Source organism: Halorubrum hochsteinianum, from assembly GCF_023702125.1.
In the GTDB taxonomy this organism is placed as follows: Archaea; Halobacteriota; Halobacteria; order Halobacteriales; family Haloferacaceae; genus Halorubrum; species Halorubrum hochsteinianum.
Genome location: NZ_CP098415.1, coordinates 949,199 through 968,439, shown reverse-complemented (window position 1 = coordinate 968,439; position 19,241 = coordinate 949,199). Strand labels below are relative to the sequence as shown.

General features: G+C 68.4%; 16 protein-coding genes and 1 pseudogene. 8 read left to right on the top strand and 9 right to left on the bottom strand.

Annotated features, from left to right (window positions below; all coding sequences use genetic code 11):
- Positions 1 to 84 precede the first annotated feature (84 nt).
- The 3 genes from NAF06_RS04750 to NAF06_RS04740 form a co-directional block, all read right to left on the bottom strand.
- Positions 85 to 738 carry a dolichyl-phosphate hexose transferase gene (locus NAF06_RS04750; RefSeq protein ID WP_239638702.1) on the bottom strand — a complete coding sequence of 218 codons (654 nt, stop codon included), beginning with the start codon at positions 736 to 738 and terminating at the stop codon, positions 85 to 87.
- Positions 739 to 935: 197 nt separating this feature from the next.
- On the bottom strand, positions 936 to 2,585 hold the full coding sequence (locus NAF06_RS04745; RefSeq protein ID WP_008582682.1) for a GMC family oxidoreductase: 1,650 nt from the start codon (positions 2,583 to 2,585) through the stop codon (positions 936 to 938).
- Positions 2,582 to 3,154, bottom strand: a complete 573-nt coding sequence (locus tag NAF06_RS04740; protein ID WP_008582681.1) for a gluconate 2-dehydrogenase subunit 3 family protein — start codon at positions 3,152 to 3,154, stop codon at positions 2,582 to 2,584. The genes NAF06_RS04745 and NAF06_RS04740 overlap by 4 nt, the downstream gene beginning before the upstream one ends.
- Positions 3,155 to 3,254: 100 nt before the next feature.
- Here NAF06_RS04740 and NAF06_RS04735 point away from each other — a divergent pair, with 100 nt between their 5' ends.
- From NAF06_RS04735 to prf1, 4 genes are all read left to right on the top strand, one after another.
- Positions 3,255 to 4,865, top strand: coding sequence for an ABC transporter permease (locus NAF06_RS04735; protein WP_008582680.1), 1,611 nt, complete (start codon positions 3,255 to 3,257; stop codon positions 4,863 to 4,865).
- 104 nt (positions 4,866 to 4,969) lie between these two features.
- Positions 4,970 to 5,905, top strand: a complete 936-nt coding sequence (locus tag NAF06_RS04730) for an NAD-dependent epimerase/dehydratase family protein (RefSeq protein WP_008582679.1) — start codon at positions 4,970 to 4,972, stop codon at positions 5,903 to 5,905.
- Positions 5,906 to 6,611: 706 nt separating this feature from the next.
- Positions 6,612 to 8,420 carry an arginine--tRNA ligase gene (gene argS, locus NAF06_RS04725; RefSeq protein WP_008582669.1) on the top strand — a complete coding sequence of 603 codons (1,809 nt, stop codon included), beginning with the start codon at positions 6,612 to 6,614 and terminating at the stop codon, positions 8,418 to 8,420.
- A gap of 111 nt (positions 8,421 to 8,531) precedes the next feature.
- Positions 8,532 to 9,782: a peptide chain release factor aRF-1 gene (prf1, locus tag NAF06_RS04720; RefSeq protein ID WP_008582666.1), complete on the top strand. Its 1,251-nt coding sequence runs from the start codon at positions 8,532 to 8,534 to the stop codon at positions 9,780 to 9,782.
- A gap of 28 nt (positions 9,783 to 9,810) precedes the next feature.
- Here the strand turns inward: prf1 and NAF06_RS04715 are convergent, their stop codons facing one another.
- From NAF06_RS04715 to NAF06_RS04690, 6 genes are all read right to left on the bottom strand, one after another.
- Positions 9,811 to 10,254, bottom strand: coding sequence for a metal-dependent transcriptional regulator (locus tag NAF06_RS04715; RefSeq protein ID WP_006629349.1), 444 nt, complete (start codon positions 10,252 to 10,254; stop codon positions 9,811 to 9,813).
- A 43-nt stretch (positions 10,255 to 10,297) separates the two neighbouring features.
- Entirely contained in the window at positions 10,298 to 10,783 is a 486-nt protein-coding gene (locus NAF06_RS04710) for a hypothetical protein (RefSeq protein ID WP_008582663.1), read from the bottom strand.
- A gap of 154 nt (positions 10,784 to 10,937) precedes the next feature.
- Entirely contained in the window at positions 10,938 to 12,152 is a 1,215-nt protein-coding gene (gene sufD, locus NAF06_RS04705) for a Fe-S cluster assembly protein SufD (RefSeq protein WP_008582661.1), read from the bottom strand.
- Position 12,153: 1 nt separating this feature from the next.
- Entirely contained in the window at positions 12,154 to 13,584 is a 1,431-nt protein-coding gene (gene sufB, locus NAF06_RS04700; protein WP_006629352.1) for a Fe-S cluster assembly protein SufB, read from the bottom strand.
- A 52-nt stretch (positions 13,585 to 13,636) separates the two neighbouring features.
- Positions 13,637 to 14,551 (bottom strand): ABC transporter ATP-binding protein, encoded by a 915-nt coding sequence (locus NAF06_RS04695; protein WP_008582658.1) that lies wholly within the window; start codon positions 14,549 to 14,551, stop codon positions 13,637 to 13,639.
- 146 nt (positions 14,552 to 14,697) lie between these two features.
- A complete protein-coding gene (locus NAF06_RS04690; protein ID WP_008582652.1) occupies positions 14,698 to 17,514 on the bottom strand; it encodes a DNA-directed DNA polymerase in 2,817 nt (938 codons plus the stop codon).
- A 102-nt stretch (positions 17,515 to 17,616) separates the two neighbouring features.
- Here NAF06_RS04690 and NAF06_RS04685 point away from each other — a divergent pair, with 102 nt between their 5' ends.
- The 4 genes and pseudogenes from NAF06_RS04685 (at position 17,617) to NAF06_RS04670 (ending at position 19,191) form a co-directional block, all read left to right on the top strand.
- Positions 17,617 to 17,790, top strand: a complete 174-nt coding sequence (locus tag NAF06_RS04685; RefSeq protein WP_008582649.1) for a DUF7331 family protein — start codon at positions 17,617 to 17,619, stop codon at positions 17,788 to 17,790.
- A 137-nt stretch (positions 17,791 to 17,927) separates the two neighbouring features.
- Positions 17,928 to 18,371 (top strand): DUF7322 domain-containing protein, encoded by a 444-nt coding sequence (locus tag NAF06_RS04680; RefSeq protein WP_008582647.1) that lies wholly within the window; start codon positions 17,928 to 17,930, stop codon positions 18,369 to 18,371.
- 26 nt (positions 18,372 to 18,397) lie between these two features.
- Positions 18,398 to 18,846, top strand: a pseudogene (locus NAF06_RS04675) (DUF7346 family protein).
- A gap of 66 nt (positions 18,847 to 18,912) precedes the next feature.
- Positions 18,913 to 19,191, top strand: a complete 279-nt coding sequence (locus NAF06_RS04670) for a hypothetical protein (RefSeq protein WP_008582644.1) — start codon at positions 18,913 to 18,915, stop codon at positions 19,189 to 19,191.
- Positions 19,192 to 19,241: the final 50 nt, after the last annotated feature.

Here is a 19,241-nt window from a genome sequence, read left to right as displayed (position 1 = left end):
TCGCGCGTGCCGTCTCGCGGTCGCCGAGGGCGACCGCTCGCAGGCACGCGCCACCGCAGATGATTGAAAAAGAGCTGTCGCCGCTCAGAAGCGCCGCAGCTGCTCTTCGAGACAGACGGTGACGATCGACTTCGCGATGGCGGCCCCGCCGCCGATCGGGTCGAGCTTCGTCTCGCCGAGGCGCTCGGCGTAGTGAATCGGGCGCTCGCGCACGTCGTGGCCGCGCATCAGCGGCCGGATCAGGAGTTCGGCGGAGAGGCCGGTGTTCTCGGTCCAGCCGATCTCCTCGACGACCTCGCGGCGGTACGCGCGCATTCCGGTGGTGGTGTCGTGGACGCGCTCGCCCATCAGGAGCGAGGCGATCGCCGCGAACGCGTGGTTGCCGAGCCTGTTGAACGCGGGCATCGCCTCCGCGCCGTGGTAGAGCCGGTCGCCGCTCACCACGTCCGCGCCGTCGTTGATCGCCGCGAGAAACTCCGGCAGCGCCTCCATCGGGTAGGTGTCGTCGCAGTCGGTCGTGACGACCACGGGGCGGTCGGGCGTCAAGACCGCCTCCCGAACGGCGACGCCGTACCCCTGCGGCTCCTGTTCGATCACCGTCGCGCCGTGTTCGCGGGCGATCTCCGGCGTCCGGTCCGAGGAGCCGTCGACGCAGACGACCTCCGCCTCCCCGTCGGTGACCTCGTCGATGTCCTCCAGCACCGTCCCGATCGCCTCCTCCTCGTTGTACGTCCCCATCACGACGCTGAGGTCCGCGAAGGTGTACGGTTCGGCGGCCTCGCCGGTCGCCTCGTCCGCGTGGCTCACCGTGTCCGCGTCGCCGTCGACGGCGGCCGCGGACCCGTTCGTCGCGTGCGCTGAGTCGCTCATTACCCGGAACTCCGCCCGCACGCACTTGAGTTTTTAGGTTTGCCTAAATTAGTGACGCAGCGCCGTCAGGTCTCGCCCGCGAGCCAGCCGGCCACGTCGTCGCCGACGCGGAGCGCGAGCGCGGCGATGGTGAGCGTGGGGTTCATCGCGCCGCTCGTCGGGAAGACGGAGCTGGAGGCGATCCAGCAGTTCTCCAGGTCGTGGGTCCGGCAGCGGGCGTCGACGACGCCCCGATCGGGGTCGTCGCTCATCCGCGTCGTGCCCATGTGGTGGTACGCGGGTCCGGTGGCGTCGGGGCCGGCGACCCACTCGACGTCGGCCCCGAGCTCCTCTAAGACCTCCACCTGAATCTCGTTGGCCCGTTCGATCGTGTCGAGCGCGCGGTCGCCGACGGTCCAGTCGATCTCGGGGACGGGGTTGCCGCGGTCGTCGACGCGGTCGTCGGCGAGCGTGATCCGGCTGTCGGCGTCGGGGAGCTGCTCGACGAGCGCGCCCATCGCGACGTGGTTCCCGTACTCGCCGCGCAGCCGCTCTAAGAGGGGGTCGCCCCAGTCGTCGCCGGCCAGCGCCGACTCCACGGGCGAGGGGCCGGCGTAGTTGAAGAACTCCAGCTTGAACGGGGCCTGCGTCTCGTCCGCCTCGTCGTAGAACTGGTCGCAGGCGCTGGTGTAGAAGCCGACGTGGTTCTGTCGCGTCGGCTCGTCGAGCGTCCCGCCCGCCCCCGCGAACAGGTGGTCCATGAAGAACCGCCCGACCGCCCCGCTGGAGTTCGCCAGCCCGTCGGGATGGCGGTCGGACGCGGAGAGCAGGAGGAGCCGCGGCGTCTCCACTCCGCCGGCGGCGACGACGAACGCGTCCGCCTCCTGCCGGTGTCGCTCGCCGTCGGGCGTCGCGTAGACGGCGGCCGTCACCCGGTCGTCGCCGTCGTGGTCGAGCCGCTCGACCGGCGCGCGGTCGATCACGGTCGCGCCGGCGTCCTCGGCGCGCTCGACGTGGACCGTCGCGTCGTACTTCGCGCCCGAGGGGCACACCGGCTGGCAGGTGCCGTAGCCGACGCAGGCCGACCGGCCGTCGTACGCCTCGGAGTTGCGCGCGTTCGGCACCGAGTGCATGTCGATCCCGACCGACTCGCAGGCCTCGGCGAACAGCGAGTCGCTGTAGGACGGCTCGAACGCCGGCATCGGGTGCGGCTCCTCCCGGGGCGGCGCGTAGGGGTTGTCGGACGCGCCCGCGACGCCGAGTTCGCGCTCCGCCTCGGCGTAGTAGGGCCGCAGGTCCGCGTAGTCGATCGGCCAGCCGGGGCCCGCGCCGCGCTCGGCTCCGGAGTTGAAGTCGTCCTCGTGGAGCCGCATCACCATCCCCTGCCAGTGGAGCGTCGATCCGCCGACCCCCTTCACCCGGGCGTGGTTCAGCGGGTAGCGCCACTCCGTCGACCCGGCGTTCTCGTAGGCGTCGCGCGCACCGCCCACGTCCCACACGTCGGGTCGGCCGTAGGACGGTCGGATCGCCCGCTCCTGTCGCGCGAGCCGGTCGCCGGCGTCGAACCGCGGTCCGGCGTCGAGTATCACCACCTCGCGGTCGGCCGCGAGCCGGTCGGCGACGAGCGCCCCGGCGGGGCCCGCCCCGACGACGCAGACGTCCGCGTCGGGGACGGGCGTCCGGTCGACGGCGGCCGCGTTCCCGGCGCTTCCCGCCGGCCCGTCCCCCGCGCTCATCGCGGCCCCCGTCGGTAGCTCTCCGCGCCGCCCGGGTGTCCCTGCGGGTTCTCGATCCCGACGAGCTCGCCCCCGGTCGGCGAGGCGTAGAACGCGAGCAGCAGCTCGTTGACGACGTAGTAGCGGACCCGCTCGGCGGTCGTCCCGTCCGGGTCCTCCTCGGCGACGTCAGCGCCGATCTCCCTGAGGTGTCGGTCGCGGTCCGCGGGGTCGAGGTCGGCGACCGCGCCGCCGTGCCACGAGCGGGCGAGCCGGTTCAGCTCCGCGACCGCCTCGCGGACGCCCGCCGCGTGCGCGGAGCCGTCGAGCCGACCGTCGAGGAACCCCTCGACGAACTCGTCGACGCCGGACGCGTCGTCGGGGTAGACGACCGCCGCGACGGCGGTCAGCGTCTCGCGGACCGTCTCGTCGTCGGCCGGCGCGCCGTCCCCGGTCCCGTCGCCTTCCGGACCGCCGGCGGCGTCGGCGTCGCGGCCGCGGTCCGCGGCGACCCGCGCGCCGAGCGCGACCCCGCCGCTCGCGCCGAGGGCGGCCAGCGCCGCCGCCGCGTCGCGCCGCGTCAGTTCCATAGAGGTTTTAGGCAGCCCTAAATTAATATATCCGTCGGAGCGCGATCGGAACCCCTAACGGCGGTTGCGTCCATCCTTCGACCGACAGGCGTCCCCGACCATGAGCCCGATAACCCGGATCCGCGACCGGCTGACCGACGGGGAGGACCGAGTACCGCTGGGGCTGACGCTGCTGTGTGCGGCGATCGCGGCCGTCCTCGTCTTCCCGCTGGCGTGGCTCGTGATCGAGGCGGTCACCGTCGATCCCGCGCGCGCCGTCGAACTCACCCTCAGCATCCGCACCGCCGAGACCGTCGTCAACAGCCTCCTCCTGATGGTCGGCGTCACGACGCTGTCGATCGCGATCGGCGTCCCGCTCGCGTACCTCACCGCCCGGACCGACCTCCCGTTCCGGCGGTTCTGGGCGGTGGCGGCCGCGCTCCCGCTCGTCGTGCCCAGCTACGTCGGCGCGTTCTCGTTCGTCTCCGCGTTCGGCCCCCGCGGGGAGTTCCACGAGATTCTCTCGCCGCTCGGGATCGAGCGGGTTCCGGAGATATACGGCCTCCCCGGGTCGATACTCGTCATCACGCTGTACACGTACCCCTACGTCTACCTGACGACGCGGGCCGCGCTGCTGTCGTTCGACACCACGCTGTTGGAGGCGGCGCGGACGCTGAACCACGGTCGCCTCGCGTCGTTCCGCCGGGTGACGCTGCCCGCGATCCGCCCGGCGATCGCCGCCGGGTCGCTGCTCGCGGCGCTGTACGCGGTCTCCGACTTCGGGACGCCGTCGATCATGCGGCTGTCGGTGTTCACCCGGCAGATATACGTCGAGTACAACTCCTTCGGGAGCGACTACGCCGCGCTGCTCTCCTTACAGCTGCTCGTCGTCGTCCTGTTCGTGCTCGCGCTGGAGTGGCTCGTGCGCTCCGACGCGTCCTCGCACGGCGACGACGCGGGCCGCACCGACGACCGGGTGTCGCTCGGCCGGCTCCGGTGGCCGGCGACGCTCCTGCCCGCGGGGGTGTCCGGGCTCGCGCTCCTCGTCCCGCTGTGGATCCTCGGCCTGTGGCTGCTCCGGTCGGAGGCGGGCCGCCGCCCGTCGATGGCGTTCGAGCCGGTCTACGTCCTCAACTCGCTGTCGGTGTCGCTCGCGGCGGCGGTCGTCGCCGCGCTGGCGGCGATCCCCATCGCGTACTTCGCCGCGAACCACGACTCGCGGCTCGCCGTCCTCTTCGAGCGCGCGACGTACGTCGGCTTCGCGGTGCCCGGTATCGTCCTCGCGCTGGCGCTCGTCTACTTCGGCTCCGGCTACCTGCCGTGGATCTACCAGACGCTGCCGCTCCTCGTGTTCGCGTACGTCGTGCGCTTCCTCCCGCAGGCGGTCGGGTCGAGCCGCACGTCGATCCTCCAGGTCGACCCCCGGCTCGTGGAGGCGGGCCGGACGCTCGGCGAGTCCTCGATGGGGGCGTTCAAGCGGGTCACGCTCCCGCTCACCCGGTCGGGAATCGTCGCCGGCGCTGCCCTCGTGTTCCTCACCGCGATGAAGGAACTCCCCGTCACGCTGATCCTCCGCCCCTCCGGGTTCGAGACGATCGTCACCCAGATCTGGCGCGCACAGGCGTCAGCGCTGTACCAGTACGCGGTGGTGCCGACGCTGATCCTGCTCGTCATCTCCGGGCTCTCGATGGTCGTCCTCCTCTCGCAGGAGGGCGGGCAAGAGGGGCTGTAACACGCCGGTCTTCCGCCCGGACGAACGACCGCGCTCCGAAGCGAGCGCCACCGACCGCGCTCGCGATCCCACACGTACTTACCCGCCACCGCCGACGGACCGGTATGAACCTCGCCGATTCGCGCGTCCTCGTCACCGGCGGAGCCGGGCTGGTCGGAAGCCACCTCGCCGCGAGCCTGCTCGACCGCGGGGCGACCGTCCGCGTCGCCGACGACCTCTCGAAGGGGACCCGCGACCGCGTGCCGGACGGGGCCGCGTTCGTCGGGGCGGACCTGACCGACCCCGACGACGTCGCCCACGCGGTCACCGACGACCTCGACGCCGTCTTCCACTTCGCGGCGTACACGGACACGAACTACGACGACGACCGTGTCCTCTTCGAGGAGAACACGGAGATGACGTACAACGTCTTAGACCGGATGCGCGAGGCCGGGATCGACCGGTTCGCGTTCACCTCCTCGTCGACCGTGTACGGTGAGGCTCCCCGGCCGACTCCGGAGGACTACGCCCCCCCCGAACCCATCTCGATCTACGGCTCCTCGAAGCTCGCCGACGAGGGACTGATCTCGACGCACGCCCACTCGTACGGGATTCAGTCGTGGGTGTTCCGCTTCGCGAACATCGTCGGCCCGCACCAGCGCGGGAACGTGATCCCCGACTTCATCCAGAAACTCGACGAGGACCCGACGGAACTCGAGATCCTCGGCGACGGCAGACAGGAGAAGTCGTACATGCACGTCACCGAGTGCGTCGACGCCATCCAGCACGTCGTCGAGCACGCGGACGACGAGTACAACGTCTACAACCTCGGGACGCGGACGACGACCTCGGTGACCCAGATTGCCGACATCGTCAGCGAGGAGCTGGGCGTCGACCCCGAGTACTCCTACACGGGCGGCGACCGCGGCTGGACGGGCGACGTGCCGAAGATGCGGCTGTCGATCGAGAAGCTGGTCGATCTGGGTTGGGAGCCCTCGATCGAGAGCGACGATGCGGTCCGGCGGAGCGCGCGCGAGCTGATCGAGGGGATCGTCGACTGAGACGCGGACGACCGGCAGTACGGGACTGTTTTCGTCGAGATCGACGCTGTAACCGAGACCGCCGAAGCCCCAGCCGCTCGGCTGTACGTGAGTGGTTTCGCTGAGAGTACCTCCGTGACTGCGACCACCGAAGCCCCAGCCGCTCGGCTGTACGTGAGTGGTTTCGCTGAGAGTACCTCCGTGACTGCGACCACCGAAGCCCCAGCCGCTCGGCTGTACGTGAGTGGTTTCGCTGAGAGTACCTCCGTGACTGCGACCACCGAAGCCCCAGCCGCTCGGCTGTACGTGAGTGGTTTCGCTGAGAGTACCTCCGTGACTGCGACCACCGAAGCCCCAGTCGCGAGGCGGGCAGACGCTCGTTGCGGTCCTCGCTCGTTCGCTTCGCTCACTCGCTGTGGTCCTTACGTCACCTCTGCCCGCCTCGCGACTGGCCCTTCGAGTCCCGCCCCATACCGCTCCGCACGGCACCTCACGCCTCCCCAACCTCGTCGGCCTCCCTACGGTCGGCCGACTCCCTCGCGCGGCGCTGCGTCGCGGTCGGCGGGGGCGACCGCTCGCAGGCGCGCAGTGAGGCGCGACGCGCCTCTGGCAGCCGGCGGCGGAGCCGCCGACGACGCCACCGCAGGTCGGCCGGTCTCGTAGTGTCCGTCATTCCGCGCCGAGCCGCTTCGGAAGGGCCTTTTAACCCGCCCGTCGAACGGACGGTATGTTCAGGCAGTTCCGGTCGGAGGTCGAGGCCGCGGTCGAAGCGGCGCTCGCCGACCTCGACCTCCCGACCGACGACCTCGGCATCGAACGCCCGCCGGAGGAGATGGACGCGACGCTCGCCTCCAGCGTCGCCTTCCGACTCGCCGGCGAGGTCGGGGACGCCCCCCCGAACGTCGCGGCGACGGTCGCCGAGGCCGTCAACGTCTCTGGGACCGACTACGTCGCGTCGGTCGACACCGCCGGCCCGTACGTCAACTTCCACGCGAACGCGCGCTACCTCGCCGACACGCTCGACGCGGCGGCCGCCGACGCCGGCTACGGCGCGCTCCCCGACAGGGAGACCTCCGTCGTGGTCGAACACACGAGCGCGAACCCGACGGGGCCGGTCCACGTCGGCCGCGCCCGGAACCCCATCGTCGGCGACGCGGTGGCGAACCTCCTCGAATACGCCGGCTACGACGTCGACCGCCACTACTACGTCAACGACGCCGGCCGGCAGATGGCGGTGTTCACGTGGGCCTACGAGCGGTTCGACGAGGCCGACCTCGACGAAGCGCCCGCCCGCGACCGCGCCGAGTACGACCTCGTGCGCTACTACCGGAAGGGGAACGCCTACCTGGAGGAGGCCGACGAGGACGCCGTCGAGGCGGCCGAAGCGGAGATCCAGTCGATCCTTCAGGGGCTCGAAGCCGGCGACGAGGAGACCTACGAGCGCGTCGGCGAGGTCGTCGACACCGTCCTCGGCGGCATGAAGGACTGTCTCGCCCGCCTGCCCGCCGAGTTCGACGAGTTCGTCAAGGAGACGCGGTTCATGCGCGACGGCTCGACGGACGACGTCGCCGAGCGGCTCAAAGAGACCGATCAGGCCGTCTACGAGGAGGACGCCTGGCAGCTCGAACTCGACGAGTGGGGGATCGATAAGAACCTCGTCTTCCTGCGCTCGGACGACACGAGCCTCTACACCACCCGCGACCTGGCTCACCACGAGTGGAAGTTCGCGAACTACGACCGCGCGGTCACCGTCCTCGGCGAGGACCACAAGCTCCAGGCCGACCAACTGGACGCGACGCTCGAACTGCTCGGCAACGACACCGACCGCCTCGGCAACGTCATCTACTCGTACGTCAACCTCCCCGACGGGAAGATGTCCACCCGCCGGGGGACCGGCGTGATGCTCGACGACCTGCTCGACGAGGCGATCGACCGCGCCCGCGACGCCGTCGAGTCCCGGATGGACGACCGGATCCGCGACGACGACCTCACCGAGGCGGACGTCGAGCGCATCGCTCATCAGGTCGGGATCGGCGCGGTCCGGTACGACATCGTCTCCAAACAGCCCGCGAAGGCGATCACCTTCGAGTGGGAGGACGCGCTCGACTTCGAGGCGCAGTCCGCCCCGTTCGTCCAGTACGTCCACGCGCGCTGCGCCGGCATCCTGAGCGAGGCCGCGGCCGCCGGGATCGACGTGCCGGTCGTGACGGCGGACGCCGACGGCGCGGTCGACGCCGACGCGCTCGACGTGGACGCGAGCGACCTCGAGACCGACGCGGCCCGCGACCTCCTCCGCGAGGTCGCGCGGTTCCCCGCGGTGATCGAGGCCGCCGCGGAGGACTTGGAGCCCCACACGATCGCGACGTTCACCCGCGAGTTCGCCGACGCCTACAACGCGTTCTACCGCGAGTGCCCGGTCGTGACCGCCGAGACGGACGACCTGCGCGCCGCCCGCCTCGCGGTCGTCGCGGCCGCGAAGCACACGATGGCGAACGCGCTTGACGTGCTGGGCGTCGACGCGCCGGAGTCGATGTAACCCCCTCCGGACCGCCTCGCCCCCGAACTTCCGTCCCCTCCGCCCCGTTTCCTGGGCGACGCGTCTCGCAGGTCAAAGCTTACTTACCGGCACGCCGCCGTAGTTTCGACAATGAGTAGCGACGCACAGGAGGCGAACGAGGACCGCCGGAAGTACGAGTTCCGCAAGGTGATCGAGGAACTCAAAGACTTCGAGGGCTCCGGCACCCAGCTCGTCACCATCTACATCCCCGAGGACAAGCAGATATCCGACGTGGTGGCCCACGTCACCCAAGAGCACAGCGAGGCGTCGAACATCAAGTCCAAGCAGACCCGGACCGCCGTTCAGGACGCGCTCACCTCGATCAAGGACCGACTGCGCTACTACGACACCTTCCCGCCGGAGAACGGGATCGTGATCTTCTCCGGGGCCATCGACGCCGGCGGCGGCCAGACCGACATGGTCACCCGGACGCTGGAGTCGCCCCCGCAGCCGGTGACGTCGTTCCGCTACCACTGCGACTCCGAGTTCCTCACCGAGCCGCTCGAACACATGCTCGAAGACACCGGGCTCTTCGGGCTCATCGTCTTGGACCGCCGCGAGGCGAACGTCGGCTGGCTGAAGGGGAAACGCGTCGAGCCGGTCAAGTCCGCCTCCTCGCTCGTACCCGGCAAACAGCGGAAAGGGGGCCAGTCCGCGCAGCGGTTCGCCCGCCTGCGGCTCGAAGCGATCGACAACTTCTATCAGGAGGTCGCGGGGATGGCCGACGACCTGTTCGTCGACAAGCGCCACGAGCTCGACGGCATCCTCGTCGGCGGCCCGTCCCCGACGAAAGACGAGTTCCTCGACGGCGACTACCTCCACCACGAGCTACAGGACAAGGTCCTCGGCAAGTTCGACGTCGCGTACACCGACGAGTCCGGCCTGAAGGACCTCGTCGACAACGCCAGCGAGGTGCTCGCCGACCAGGAGATCGTCGAGGACAAACGCGACATGGAGACGTTCTTCGAGAACCTCAACACCGGCGAGGAGGCGACCTACGGGTTCGAACAGACCCGCCGGAACCTGATCATGGGATCGGTCGACCGACTCCTCATCTCGGAGGACCTCCGCTCGGACGTCGTCGTCTACGAGTGCCCCAACGGCCACGAGGAGTACGAGGTGATCGACTCCCGGCACTCGACCCCGGACCACGAGTGTAGCGAGTGCGGCGAGCCGGCCGAGGTCGACGAGCGCGAGGACGTCATCGAACACCTGATGGCCATCGCCGAACAGCGCGGCACGGACACGAAGTTCATCTCCACGGACTTCGAGAAGGGCGAACAGTTGCTCGACGCGTTCGGCGGCATCGCCGGAATTCTGCGGTACTCGACGGGCGTCTAGATCCCGAAAAGGACCGCTGAGACCGTCGCTACTGCTTTTCGGGTTCGACCGGCGTCGGCGCGATCTCCAGACACGCGCAGGCGTCCGACTCGGGGTCGAAGCAGTCCGGACACTCCGGCTGCCGGTCGATGATCGTGTCGAGCCGCTCGGCGACCGTGTCGTCGATGACCGCCTCAAGCTCGCGGGCCTCGGCTTGGAAGTCCTCGACCGCGAGGACGTTTGCGAGGAACCGCTCGATGATACAGTAGGTCTGGAGGGCGTCTCGCGCCCGCACGATGCCGTCGTCGGTGAGCGTGACGCCCTTGTACTTCTCGTGTTCCGCGAGCCCGCGCTCCTCGAGCTTGCCGATCATCTCGTTGGCGCTGGCCGGGCTGACGCCGAGCGCGTCGGCTATCGACCCGGTCGACGCGGGGCCGTCTTCGCTGTCCTGTACGACGTATATCGTCTTGAGGTACTGATCTGCGGTGTTCACGGCTGTCCTCCGTCGGCGCTCGTCGTCGGCTCATCTGCCCGGTTCATCGGCGCTCCATGACCTCCGTGACCTCGCGCACTCCCTCGGCCTCCTCGTCGCGGATCGTCGTCAGGGTCGTGAGCAGATCCTCGCGGTCGATCGAGAACACCGCGTCCGACCCCTCGATCGCCTCGATGAGGTCGTCGTAGAACTTGTAGGCGGTCTCCTCGTTACACAGCTGGTCGTACAACACGTCGTCGAAGTCCTCCGGCCGCGTCCGGCCGTAGCGGGCGTCGACCAGCGACTCGATCTCGCCGAACGGGACACTCTCCACGCCCAGCCCCTCGATGAGGCCCTCGAGCCGCTCGCGGTGGTCGGCCGACTCCTCGGCCGCGTCCGCGAGCAGCGTCTCCACCTCCGCGTCGAGTTCGGCGTCCAACTGCTGGTAGTGACGGTGCGTTCGCGCTTCGACGACCTCCTCAAGGACGATTCCGATCTGGAGCAGCCGCGCGAGTTGGTCGTCGGAGGCGACCCGCTGGCTCACGCTCACCGCGACCACCCGAGACGGTACGACACGCGGGTTCGCATACCTCCGTCTCGGGCGTGGGCGGTCTTAAGCGGTTCCCCTCGCGGGTCGACCGCTCCACTCCCGGAACGCCGCGCCAGCCGAAAAAACCGGATCCGAGCCGAGCGATGCCGGCGGCCTACTGGAGCCGCTCGACGACGAGGTCCTCGACGTCGTCGCGGAACTCGTCGACCGCGATCTCCTCTAAGACGGGCACGAAGAAGCCCTCGACGAGCATGTTCCGCGCCGTCCGCGAGTCGATCGACCGGCTCTCTAGGTAGAACAGGTCCTCGGCGTCGACCTGTCCGACCGTCGCCGAGTGCGAGGCCTCGGTGTCGTGGTTGTGGATGATCAGCTTCGGCGACGCGTCCGCTTCGGCGTCGTCCGACAGCATCAGCGTGTTCTCGCGCTGGTAGCTGGAGGTGTTCCACGCGTCCTCGCCGACGTCCTGAACCCCCTCGTACACCGAGCGGGCCACGTCGTCGAGCACGCCGCGCGTGACGAGGTCGGCGGTCGTCTGCTCCGCCTGGTGCCAGACGCGGGCGTTGATGTCGAAGTGCTGGTCGTCGGTGCCGAAGAACGTCCCGACGATCTGGCTCTCCGAGCCGTCGCCGTCGAGTTCGGTCTCGATGTCCGACCGGGTGAGCTTCGAGCCGAAGTTGCTCTCGATCCAGTCGACCGTCGCGTACGTGTCCGTCACGGCGCGCTTCAGCGAGTAGGTGTACGAGTCGGTGTCGAGGTTCTGGAGCGAGCCGAACTGGACGTTCGCGTTCTCGCCCGCGACGACCTCGACGAGGTTCGAGAAGTACCGGTCGTCGGCGACCTCGCTTTCACCCGTCTTGATCGACTCGAGGATCGTCACCGACGAGGACTCCTCGGCGACGACGAGCGTCTGGCTGAAAAGCGAGCGGGAGTTCATCTCCGCGCGCACCGTCACATCCTCGACGTCGACGCCCTCGGGGACGTAGACGAACGTGCCGGTGGTGAACAGCGCGACCGAAAGCGCCGTGAGGTAGTTGTGTTCGGGGTCGAGGACGGAGCCGAAGTTCGCCTCGATCACGTCGCCGTACTCGGCGAGCGCCTCGGTGAACGGGAGGACGACGACCTCGTCGTCGCCCGCGGTCCGTTCGGTCTCGTCCGCCTGGTTCAGCGGGTCGACGAGCGCCTCGAAGTCCAGCGCCTCCAGATCGGTCCAGCGGCGGCCGGGCGTCTGGATGACGTCCGGCAGCTCCGCCGTCTCCAACGCGGCGAGCGCGTCTAGACGGGTCTGTCGGAGCCACTCGGGCTCGTCGCGTTCGTCCGCGATGCGTCGTACCGTGTCCTCCGAGAGGCTCTCGATTGCTTGCGTGCTCATGTTATCCGAGCGAACCCTCCATCTCGAGTTCGACGAGCCGGTTCAGCTCGACGGCGTACTCGATCGGCAGCTCCTCCGTGATCGGCTCGATGAAGCCCGAGACGATCATCTGCTTCGCGTCGTCGTCGTCGAGACCGCGCGACTGGAGGTAGAAGATGTCCTCGTCGCCGATCTTCCCGACGGTCGCCTCGTGGGCGACGTCGACCTTCGACTCGTTGATCTCCATGTACGGCATCGTGTCCGAGGTCGACTCGTTGTCGAACATCAGCGCGTCGCACTCCACGGCGGTCGAGGAGTTCTCCGCGCCGTCTGCGATGTGGACGAGCCCGCGGTAGTTCGTGCGGCCGCCGTCCTTCGCGATCGACTTCGACTCGACGGTGGACTTCGTCTCCGGCGCGTTGTGGTACACCTTCGCGCCGGTGTCGATGTCCTGCCCCTCGCCCGCGAAGGCGATGGTGATGTGGTTGTCGGACGCGCCGCGGCCCTTCAGGATCGTCGACGGGTACAGCATCGTCGCCTTCGACCCCATCGAGCCGGAGATCCACTCCATGCGCCCGCCCTTCTCGGCGATGGCGCGCTTGGTGTTGAGGTTGTACGTGTTCTTCGACCAGTTCTGGACGGTCGAGTACTGAACGTGGGCGTCCTCGCCGACGAACACCTCGACGCCGCCCGAGTGGAGGTTGAACGCGGAGTACTTCGGGGCGGAACAGCCCTCGATGTAGTGGACCTCCGAGCCCTCCTCGGCGATGATGAGCGTGTGCTCGAACTGCCCCATCCCCTCGGAGTTCATCCGGAAGTACGCCTGGATCGGCATCTCCACGGTGGTGTTCTCCGGGACGTAGACGAACGAGCCGCCCGACCAGATCGCGCCGTGAAGCGCGGCGAACTTGTTGTCGCTCGGCGGGACGCACTTCGTCATGAAGTGCTCGCGGACGATCTCCTCGTGGTCACGGACGGCCTTGTCCATGTCACAGAAGATGACGCCCTTCTCCTCCCACCGCTCCTGCATGTTCTGGTAGACGATCTCGGACTCGTACTGCGCGCCGACGCCCGAGAGCGCGTTCTTCTCGGCCTCCGGGATGCCGAGCTTGTCGAACGTGTCCTGGATCTCCTCCGGGAGATCCTCCCAGCTCTCCGCGCCGCCGCGGACGTCGATGTCCGGACGGATGTACGGTACGATCTCGTCGATGTCGATCTCCGAGAGGTCCGGCTGGCCGGGCCAGTCGGTCGGCATCGGCATCTCCTGGAACTGCTCGAGCGCGCGCAGGCGGCGCTCCAGCATCCACTCCGGTTCGTCCTTGTCCTCCGAGATGACGCGGACCGTCTCCTCGGTGAGGCCCTTCTCGCTCTTGAAGGCGGACTTCTCCTCCTTCTTGAATTCGAAGCGGGCCTCGGTGTCTGTCTCCTTGAGGTCGTCCTGTTGTGAACTCATAGTGTCTTGTTACGGGTTTGCGTGTTTACGTGTGTCGCGTTACCACATTCGGTTACGCCGCCTCGAAGGCGTCCTCGCGGACCCAGTCGTACCCCTCGTCTTCGAGCTTCTCGGCGAGCTCCGCGCCGCCGCTCTTCACGACCTCGCCGTCGAGCATGACGTGGACGTGGTCCGGCTCGACGTAGTCGAGGATGCGCTGGTAGTGAGTGATCTGGAGGATGCCCGTGCCCTGCTCGTCGCGGAGCGCGTTGATCCCCTTCGAGACGTCCTTCAGGCGGTCGATGTCGAGCCCGGAGTCGATCTCGTCGAGCACGGCGACGCTCGGCTCCAACATCGCGGCCTGGAGGACCTCGTTCTGCTTCTTCTCGCCGCCGGAGAAGCCGGCGTTGAGGTAGCGCTGCATGAACTTCTCGTCCATGTCGAGGAGCTCCATCTTCTCCGAGAGGATCTCCTGGAACTCGGCGACGCCGATCTCGCCGTCGTCCGCGGGGCCCTCCATCGGGGAGGTCTCGTAGCCTTCGTCGTCCTCCGCCTCCTCCGCTTCGTCTTCCTCGCCGAACAGCTCCTCGCGCTCGTCCGCCTTCGCGTTGAGCGCCTGCCGGAGGAAGTTCGTCATGGTGACGCCCTCGATCTCCGCGGGGTACTGGAAGCCGAGGAAGATGCCGAGCGCGGCGCGCTCGTTCGGCTCCAGATCGAGGAGTTCCCAGTGGTAGTCCTCGTCGTCGAGGTCGACGTCGACGTCGGCGACGTCCTCCTCGCTGAGGTGGAGGAGGATCTCGCCGTCGGTCACCTCGTAGGCGGGATGGCCGGCGATGACCTTCGCGAGCGTCGATTTCCCGGACCCGTTCGGTCCCATCAGCGCGTGGATGTCGCCGGACTCGACGGTCAGGTCGACCCCGAGAAGGATGCGTTCGCCGCCCTCTTCCGCCACTCGTGCGTGGAGATTGTTGATTTCGAGAGTAGCCATATGTATTCTCGTGCCTCGTACACTAACAGTAGGAGTTGAGGGGGTTAATGGTTACGCATCTCCCCGTCAAAACTCGCAGATCGACCAAGAAATTTTCTACCGATCGAAAACTGCTTTCGATAGACGGCGTTCTCGCTCGCCAACGGTCACATGAACGAGCCGAGTCCGGTCTGTTCTTGCCCCGTCTTGACCTCCTCCCACGACATCCCGAGCGCCTCGATCACGCGCTCTATCGGCCCTTTCAGCGTCTTGTCGAGCATCTTCTCCCAGTCGACCTCGAACTCCTCGGGCACCTGGTCCGCGTACTCGAAGCAGATCACGTCCGGATCGCGCTTGAACTCCCCGTAGAGGCGGTCGCGCTGCGGGTCGAGGTCCTCCTCGTCCTCCATCCGCGCCCAGAAGTCGGGATGGACCTTCTCGATGTACAGCCGCTTCGGCTTCGACCCGCTCCCGAAGTTGGTCCCGAGCATCATGTTGGCGTACTTCGCCCCCCGGACCTGCGCGGTCGGCGTCTCGTAGGCGTCGAGCTTCTTCCCGATCCCGCCCGGGATCCCGATCTCCTCGACGCTTATCTCGCCGTCGAGCACCTCGGCGATCACGTCCACGAGGTACGACTTCACCTCCTGCATGTCCTCGTCGATGTTATCGCCCGTCACGATCGTCTCGATGACGTTCTGCTGGACCTCCTTGGTGATTCCCGCGATGTCCGAGCGCTTGTACTCGAAGCCGGTGATGTCGATGTCGTCGACGTCTTTCCCCTCCTTCCAGACGATGTGGCCCGCGTACCGCTTCTTCTTGCCCGCCTGGAAGAAGCGCCGGTAGAGCTTCTCGAACTCGATCTCGAAGCGGTGCGAGTCGGCGTTCAGCTCCTCGCGCGCGAAGTCGTCGTACCGGCTGTTGATGTGGTCCGCGATCTCGAAGGAGGTCTCGATCGCATCTTCTTTCGATAGGTCACCAAGTGAAAGCATGACGCTGTCGGTGTCCCCGTATGTAACTTTCCTATCAAGTTCGTCGGTCACGTCGGCGGTGAAGGCGATCACCTCGCGGTTGGTGGAGGTGACGCCCGCGCTCATCTCCCGGTCGTACAGCCGGAACCGGTCCCAGCCGAACACGCCGTACAGCGAGTTCATCAGCACCTTGACCGCCCCCTGCTGTCGGTCGTACTGCTCGTACGCCTCGGTCCCCGGGTCGTGCTCGTTGCGGAGCGCCTTCTTCTCCTCGCGCTCGTCGAGCAGCTCGTTCACCATCTCCCGGATGATGCCGTCAGGCTCCTTCCGGAAGTGGACGCCAGTCGGGGTGCGGTACGTCTCGCCGTCGTACTCCTCCGGATCGACCTTCGTCTCCGGCGAGGCGTTGATCGTCACCATCGACATGGGGTAGAGGCTCTTCAGGTCGAGCACGCTCACCATCTCCCGGACGCCGGAGATCGGCTCGAACACCGCGCCGCCCTCGAACTCCTCGGCCTCCTGTTGCCCCTTCGACGGGAGCGCGAAGTTCCCGTAGGCCATGTGGAGCACGTACATGTCGACCGCGTCGCCGGGGGTCGTGGCGTCCTCCAGCTTACAGCCGACGATCTTCCGGGCGTCGTCCCAGAAGGCGATCACGTCCTGCGTCCGGTCGATCTCGACGCACAGCTCCACGTCGCGGATGCTGTACTCCAGTAAGCGTTCGGGGTCCTGCTCCCACAGATCGCCGATGTCGCCCGTGTACCGCTCCTTGCCGACGCCGAGTTCGCGCTCCCCGACCGCGTCGAGCCGGTACGACTCCAGCTCCGTGAACATCGTGCGCTTGTAGGCGTACAGCAGGTCGAAGACGACCCGGCCCTTGATGTCCGGGCCGCCCCAGCCGGAGCGCCACACCTCGCCGATCCGGGAGAGCCGGTCGACGGAGAGGTCGTACTGGCTCCCGTCGTCGAGCACCTCCAGCCGATCGAGGACGTACGGGGCGTCGAAGTCCTCGAAGTTCCACCCGGTCAGCACGTCCGGGTCCGTCTCGTCGATGTACGCGACGAACGCGTCGAGCATCGCGGCCTCCTCCTCGAAGGTCCGGACCTCGAAGTCGAGCGCCGCGTCCTCGCCGTTCCCGTCCTCCTCCCCGACGATCCCCTCGTAGTCGGGGAGGTCCTCCGGGGACGGCACCTCCGCCTCGGGGGCGTCGTACAGCCAGACGACGTACTCGTCGTCGTAGGAGTCGTGGCTGGTGAGACAGATGATCGGCTCTTCGCCGTCCTCTGGGAAGCCGCGGCGGTCGTCGACCTCGATGTCGAAGGTGTTCACGCGGAGGTCGGCGTCGACGTCGGCGGGTTCGAGGTGGCCCTGATGGACTTGGATCGTCCCGTCCTCGTCGTCGAGCCGCCGCTCCTCGACGCGGATCCCGCCGTTGATCCCGTTGTCGATCAGGAATCGGTTCGGGAAGAGGATGTCCGCCTCGAACGTTGTCCGGAAGTCGTCGCGGATGTTCCCCACGTCGCGGGGCGTCCGCGTGACGATCCGGGTGAGCGGCTCGCCGCGGATGCTCTCGTACGGCTCGCCGTCCGGCCCCTCCTCGCGGGTCCCGATCACCACGTCGTACTCCTCGACGGGGTCGCTGTCGAGGTCGGCGGTCGGGACGTAGAAGTACGGCTCCACCCCGAGCACCCGGACGTGCTCGACGGCGTCGTGTTCGGCGTCGTCGACGTTCGCCGCGGGCCGCCGGCCGAACACGTGGACGACCGGGTACTCGTCGCTGCCGTACCCCTCGACGGCGTAGTCGACCTGGGTGATCATCAGCTCGACGGTTCCCGTCGACTCCGGGAACTTCGCCTCGTCGACGTCGACCACGTCGCTGACGCGCCCGCGCCCGCCGCCGGCGACGACGGCCGCCTCCTGTGCGGCCAGCTCCTCCCGTTCGGTGTCCGTGTCGCCGTCGGCCCCGTCGCCCGCGTCTCCGGTCGACGAGAAGTCCGACAGCCCCGACTGAGTCATACCCGTGCTTCGGCGTCACCCGGCTAAAAAACTCGGCTTTCGGGTCCGGCGAGGTCCCCCGCCACGGAAAGGCATTTAATGTGTGACGGCTTACCACGCGGTATGTCTTCGGACCCACGTTCCGACTCTCAGGCGGCTCGCCCGGCCGATTCCGACACGGTCGACGACGAGGTGGAGGTGTACGAGGACGACGGGAACGTGGTGATCTTCGACGCCACGAACCCCCTCGCGTGGGTCGAAGCGAGCCGAACGGTGCGGCTCGCCGACGCGGTCTGACCGCGAGCGCCGCGCGTCGACCCCTCGACGCCTCCGCGGTCCCGCTCGCCCGCCCGATGTCCCTGCGGCCCCGCCCGTTCCCGTCAGCGCCGCGTTCGGACGGAACCCCTTTGCCCCGGCGCGGCGTAGGCTCGGGCGTGTTCAGCCTCGACGAGGACGACGAGGGCGAGATCTCCGTCGGCGAGAGCTCCGACGCCGAGCGCGAGATGACGCCCGACATCCCTGAGGCCCCCTCGGTGAAGACGTTCGACGACGGCGGAGACTTCGAGGGCGCGAGCGACGTCGACTCCGGCACGCTCCGCGCGTTCGTCGTCGCGGTGATCTACGCCAACGCCGCCGTCCTCCTCGTCGCGCTCGGCCCGATGGTGTGGTTCTTCGAGGGCTGGTCCCGGATCGGTGCCGGCCTGTTCGTCGGCGGCCTCCTCGCGAGCGTGCGGACCTACCAGACGTACCGGGCGTGGGAGCGGTCCCGGGACGACGCCGACGAGTCGGACTCGAAGGACGGCGAGAGCGGCGCGTCGACTGCGGACGCGGAAGCGGACGAGAACGACCCGGTCCCCGACTCGACCCCGGAAGCGTAATGTCCGACACGCGCGCCTGTTCGACCATGCAGACGGTCCGCGACGACGACGGCGAGACGTACCTCCTCGTGAAACGCTCCGCCGAGTCGAGCCGGGTGCGCGACCCCGAAACCGGCGAGGAGCGGTACGTCGACAACGACGACCTCCGCGTCGTCGACGGCGAGTCGCCGCTCGCGACCGCCGCGTCGGGCGTCCCCGAGCCGGTCCGGCGGACGCTCGGTGCGGTCCGCGACGACCGGTCGCTCGGCCTGCTCGCGGTGGTCGTCGACGAGGGGCCGATCGCCGCGATCGACCTCCTCGACGCGTCCGACTGGGCGAGTCGGACCTCCACGGTGCGCTCTCCGAGTTCCGCGCCGCCGGACTGGTCGGGGAGGCCGAGGTCGCGGGCCGGCGGGGCTACGAGGCGACCCCGGTCGCGGTCGAGGCGATGGCGTCGCTCCGGGGCGACCGCGGCGGCGAGCGCGACGACGACTGAATCCGGCCGACCTGCGCACTCGACGCCGACAAAAAGCACTTACGGTCCTTCCGGCTATCTCCGTTCATGACGCTTCGGCCGGATCGCCGCGTCACCGCCGGACTCCTCGCGGTCTGCTGCGGACTCCTCTCTCCGCTCGTCTCGGAACGGGTCCTGGCCCATCGACTCGGACTGGCGGGACCGCCCGTGCTGTACGCGTCCGTCGGCCTCGCGGGGGTCGCCGCCGTGGGCGCGTTCCGGTACTCCTCGACCACTTCGTGGCGGTATCTCCCCTTGTACGGCGGGCTGGCCGTCGGCGGCGCTCTCGGCGCGTTCGTCTACGCGTTCAGCCCAACGCAGGCGTAGCCGCCGACGCCAACGGACCGACCCCGCCCGTACCCGGCCGGTCCGACCCG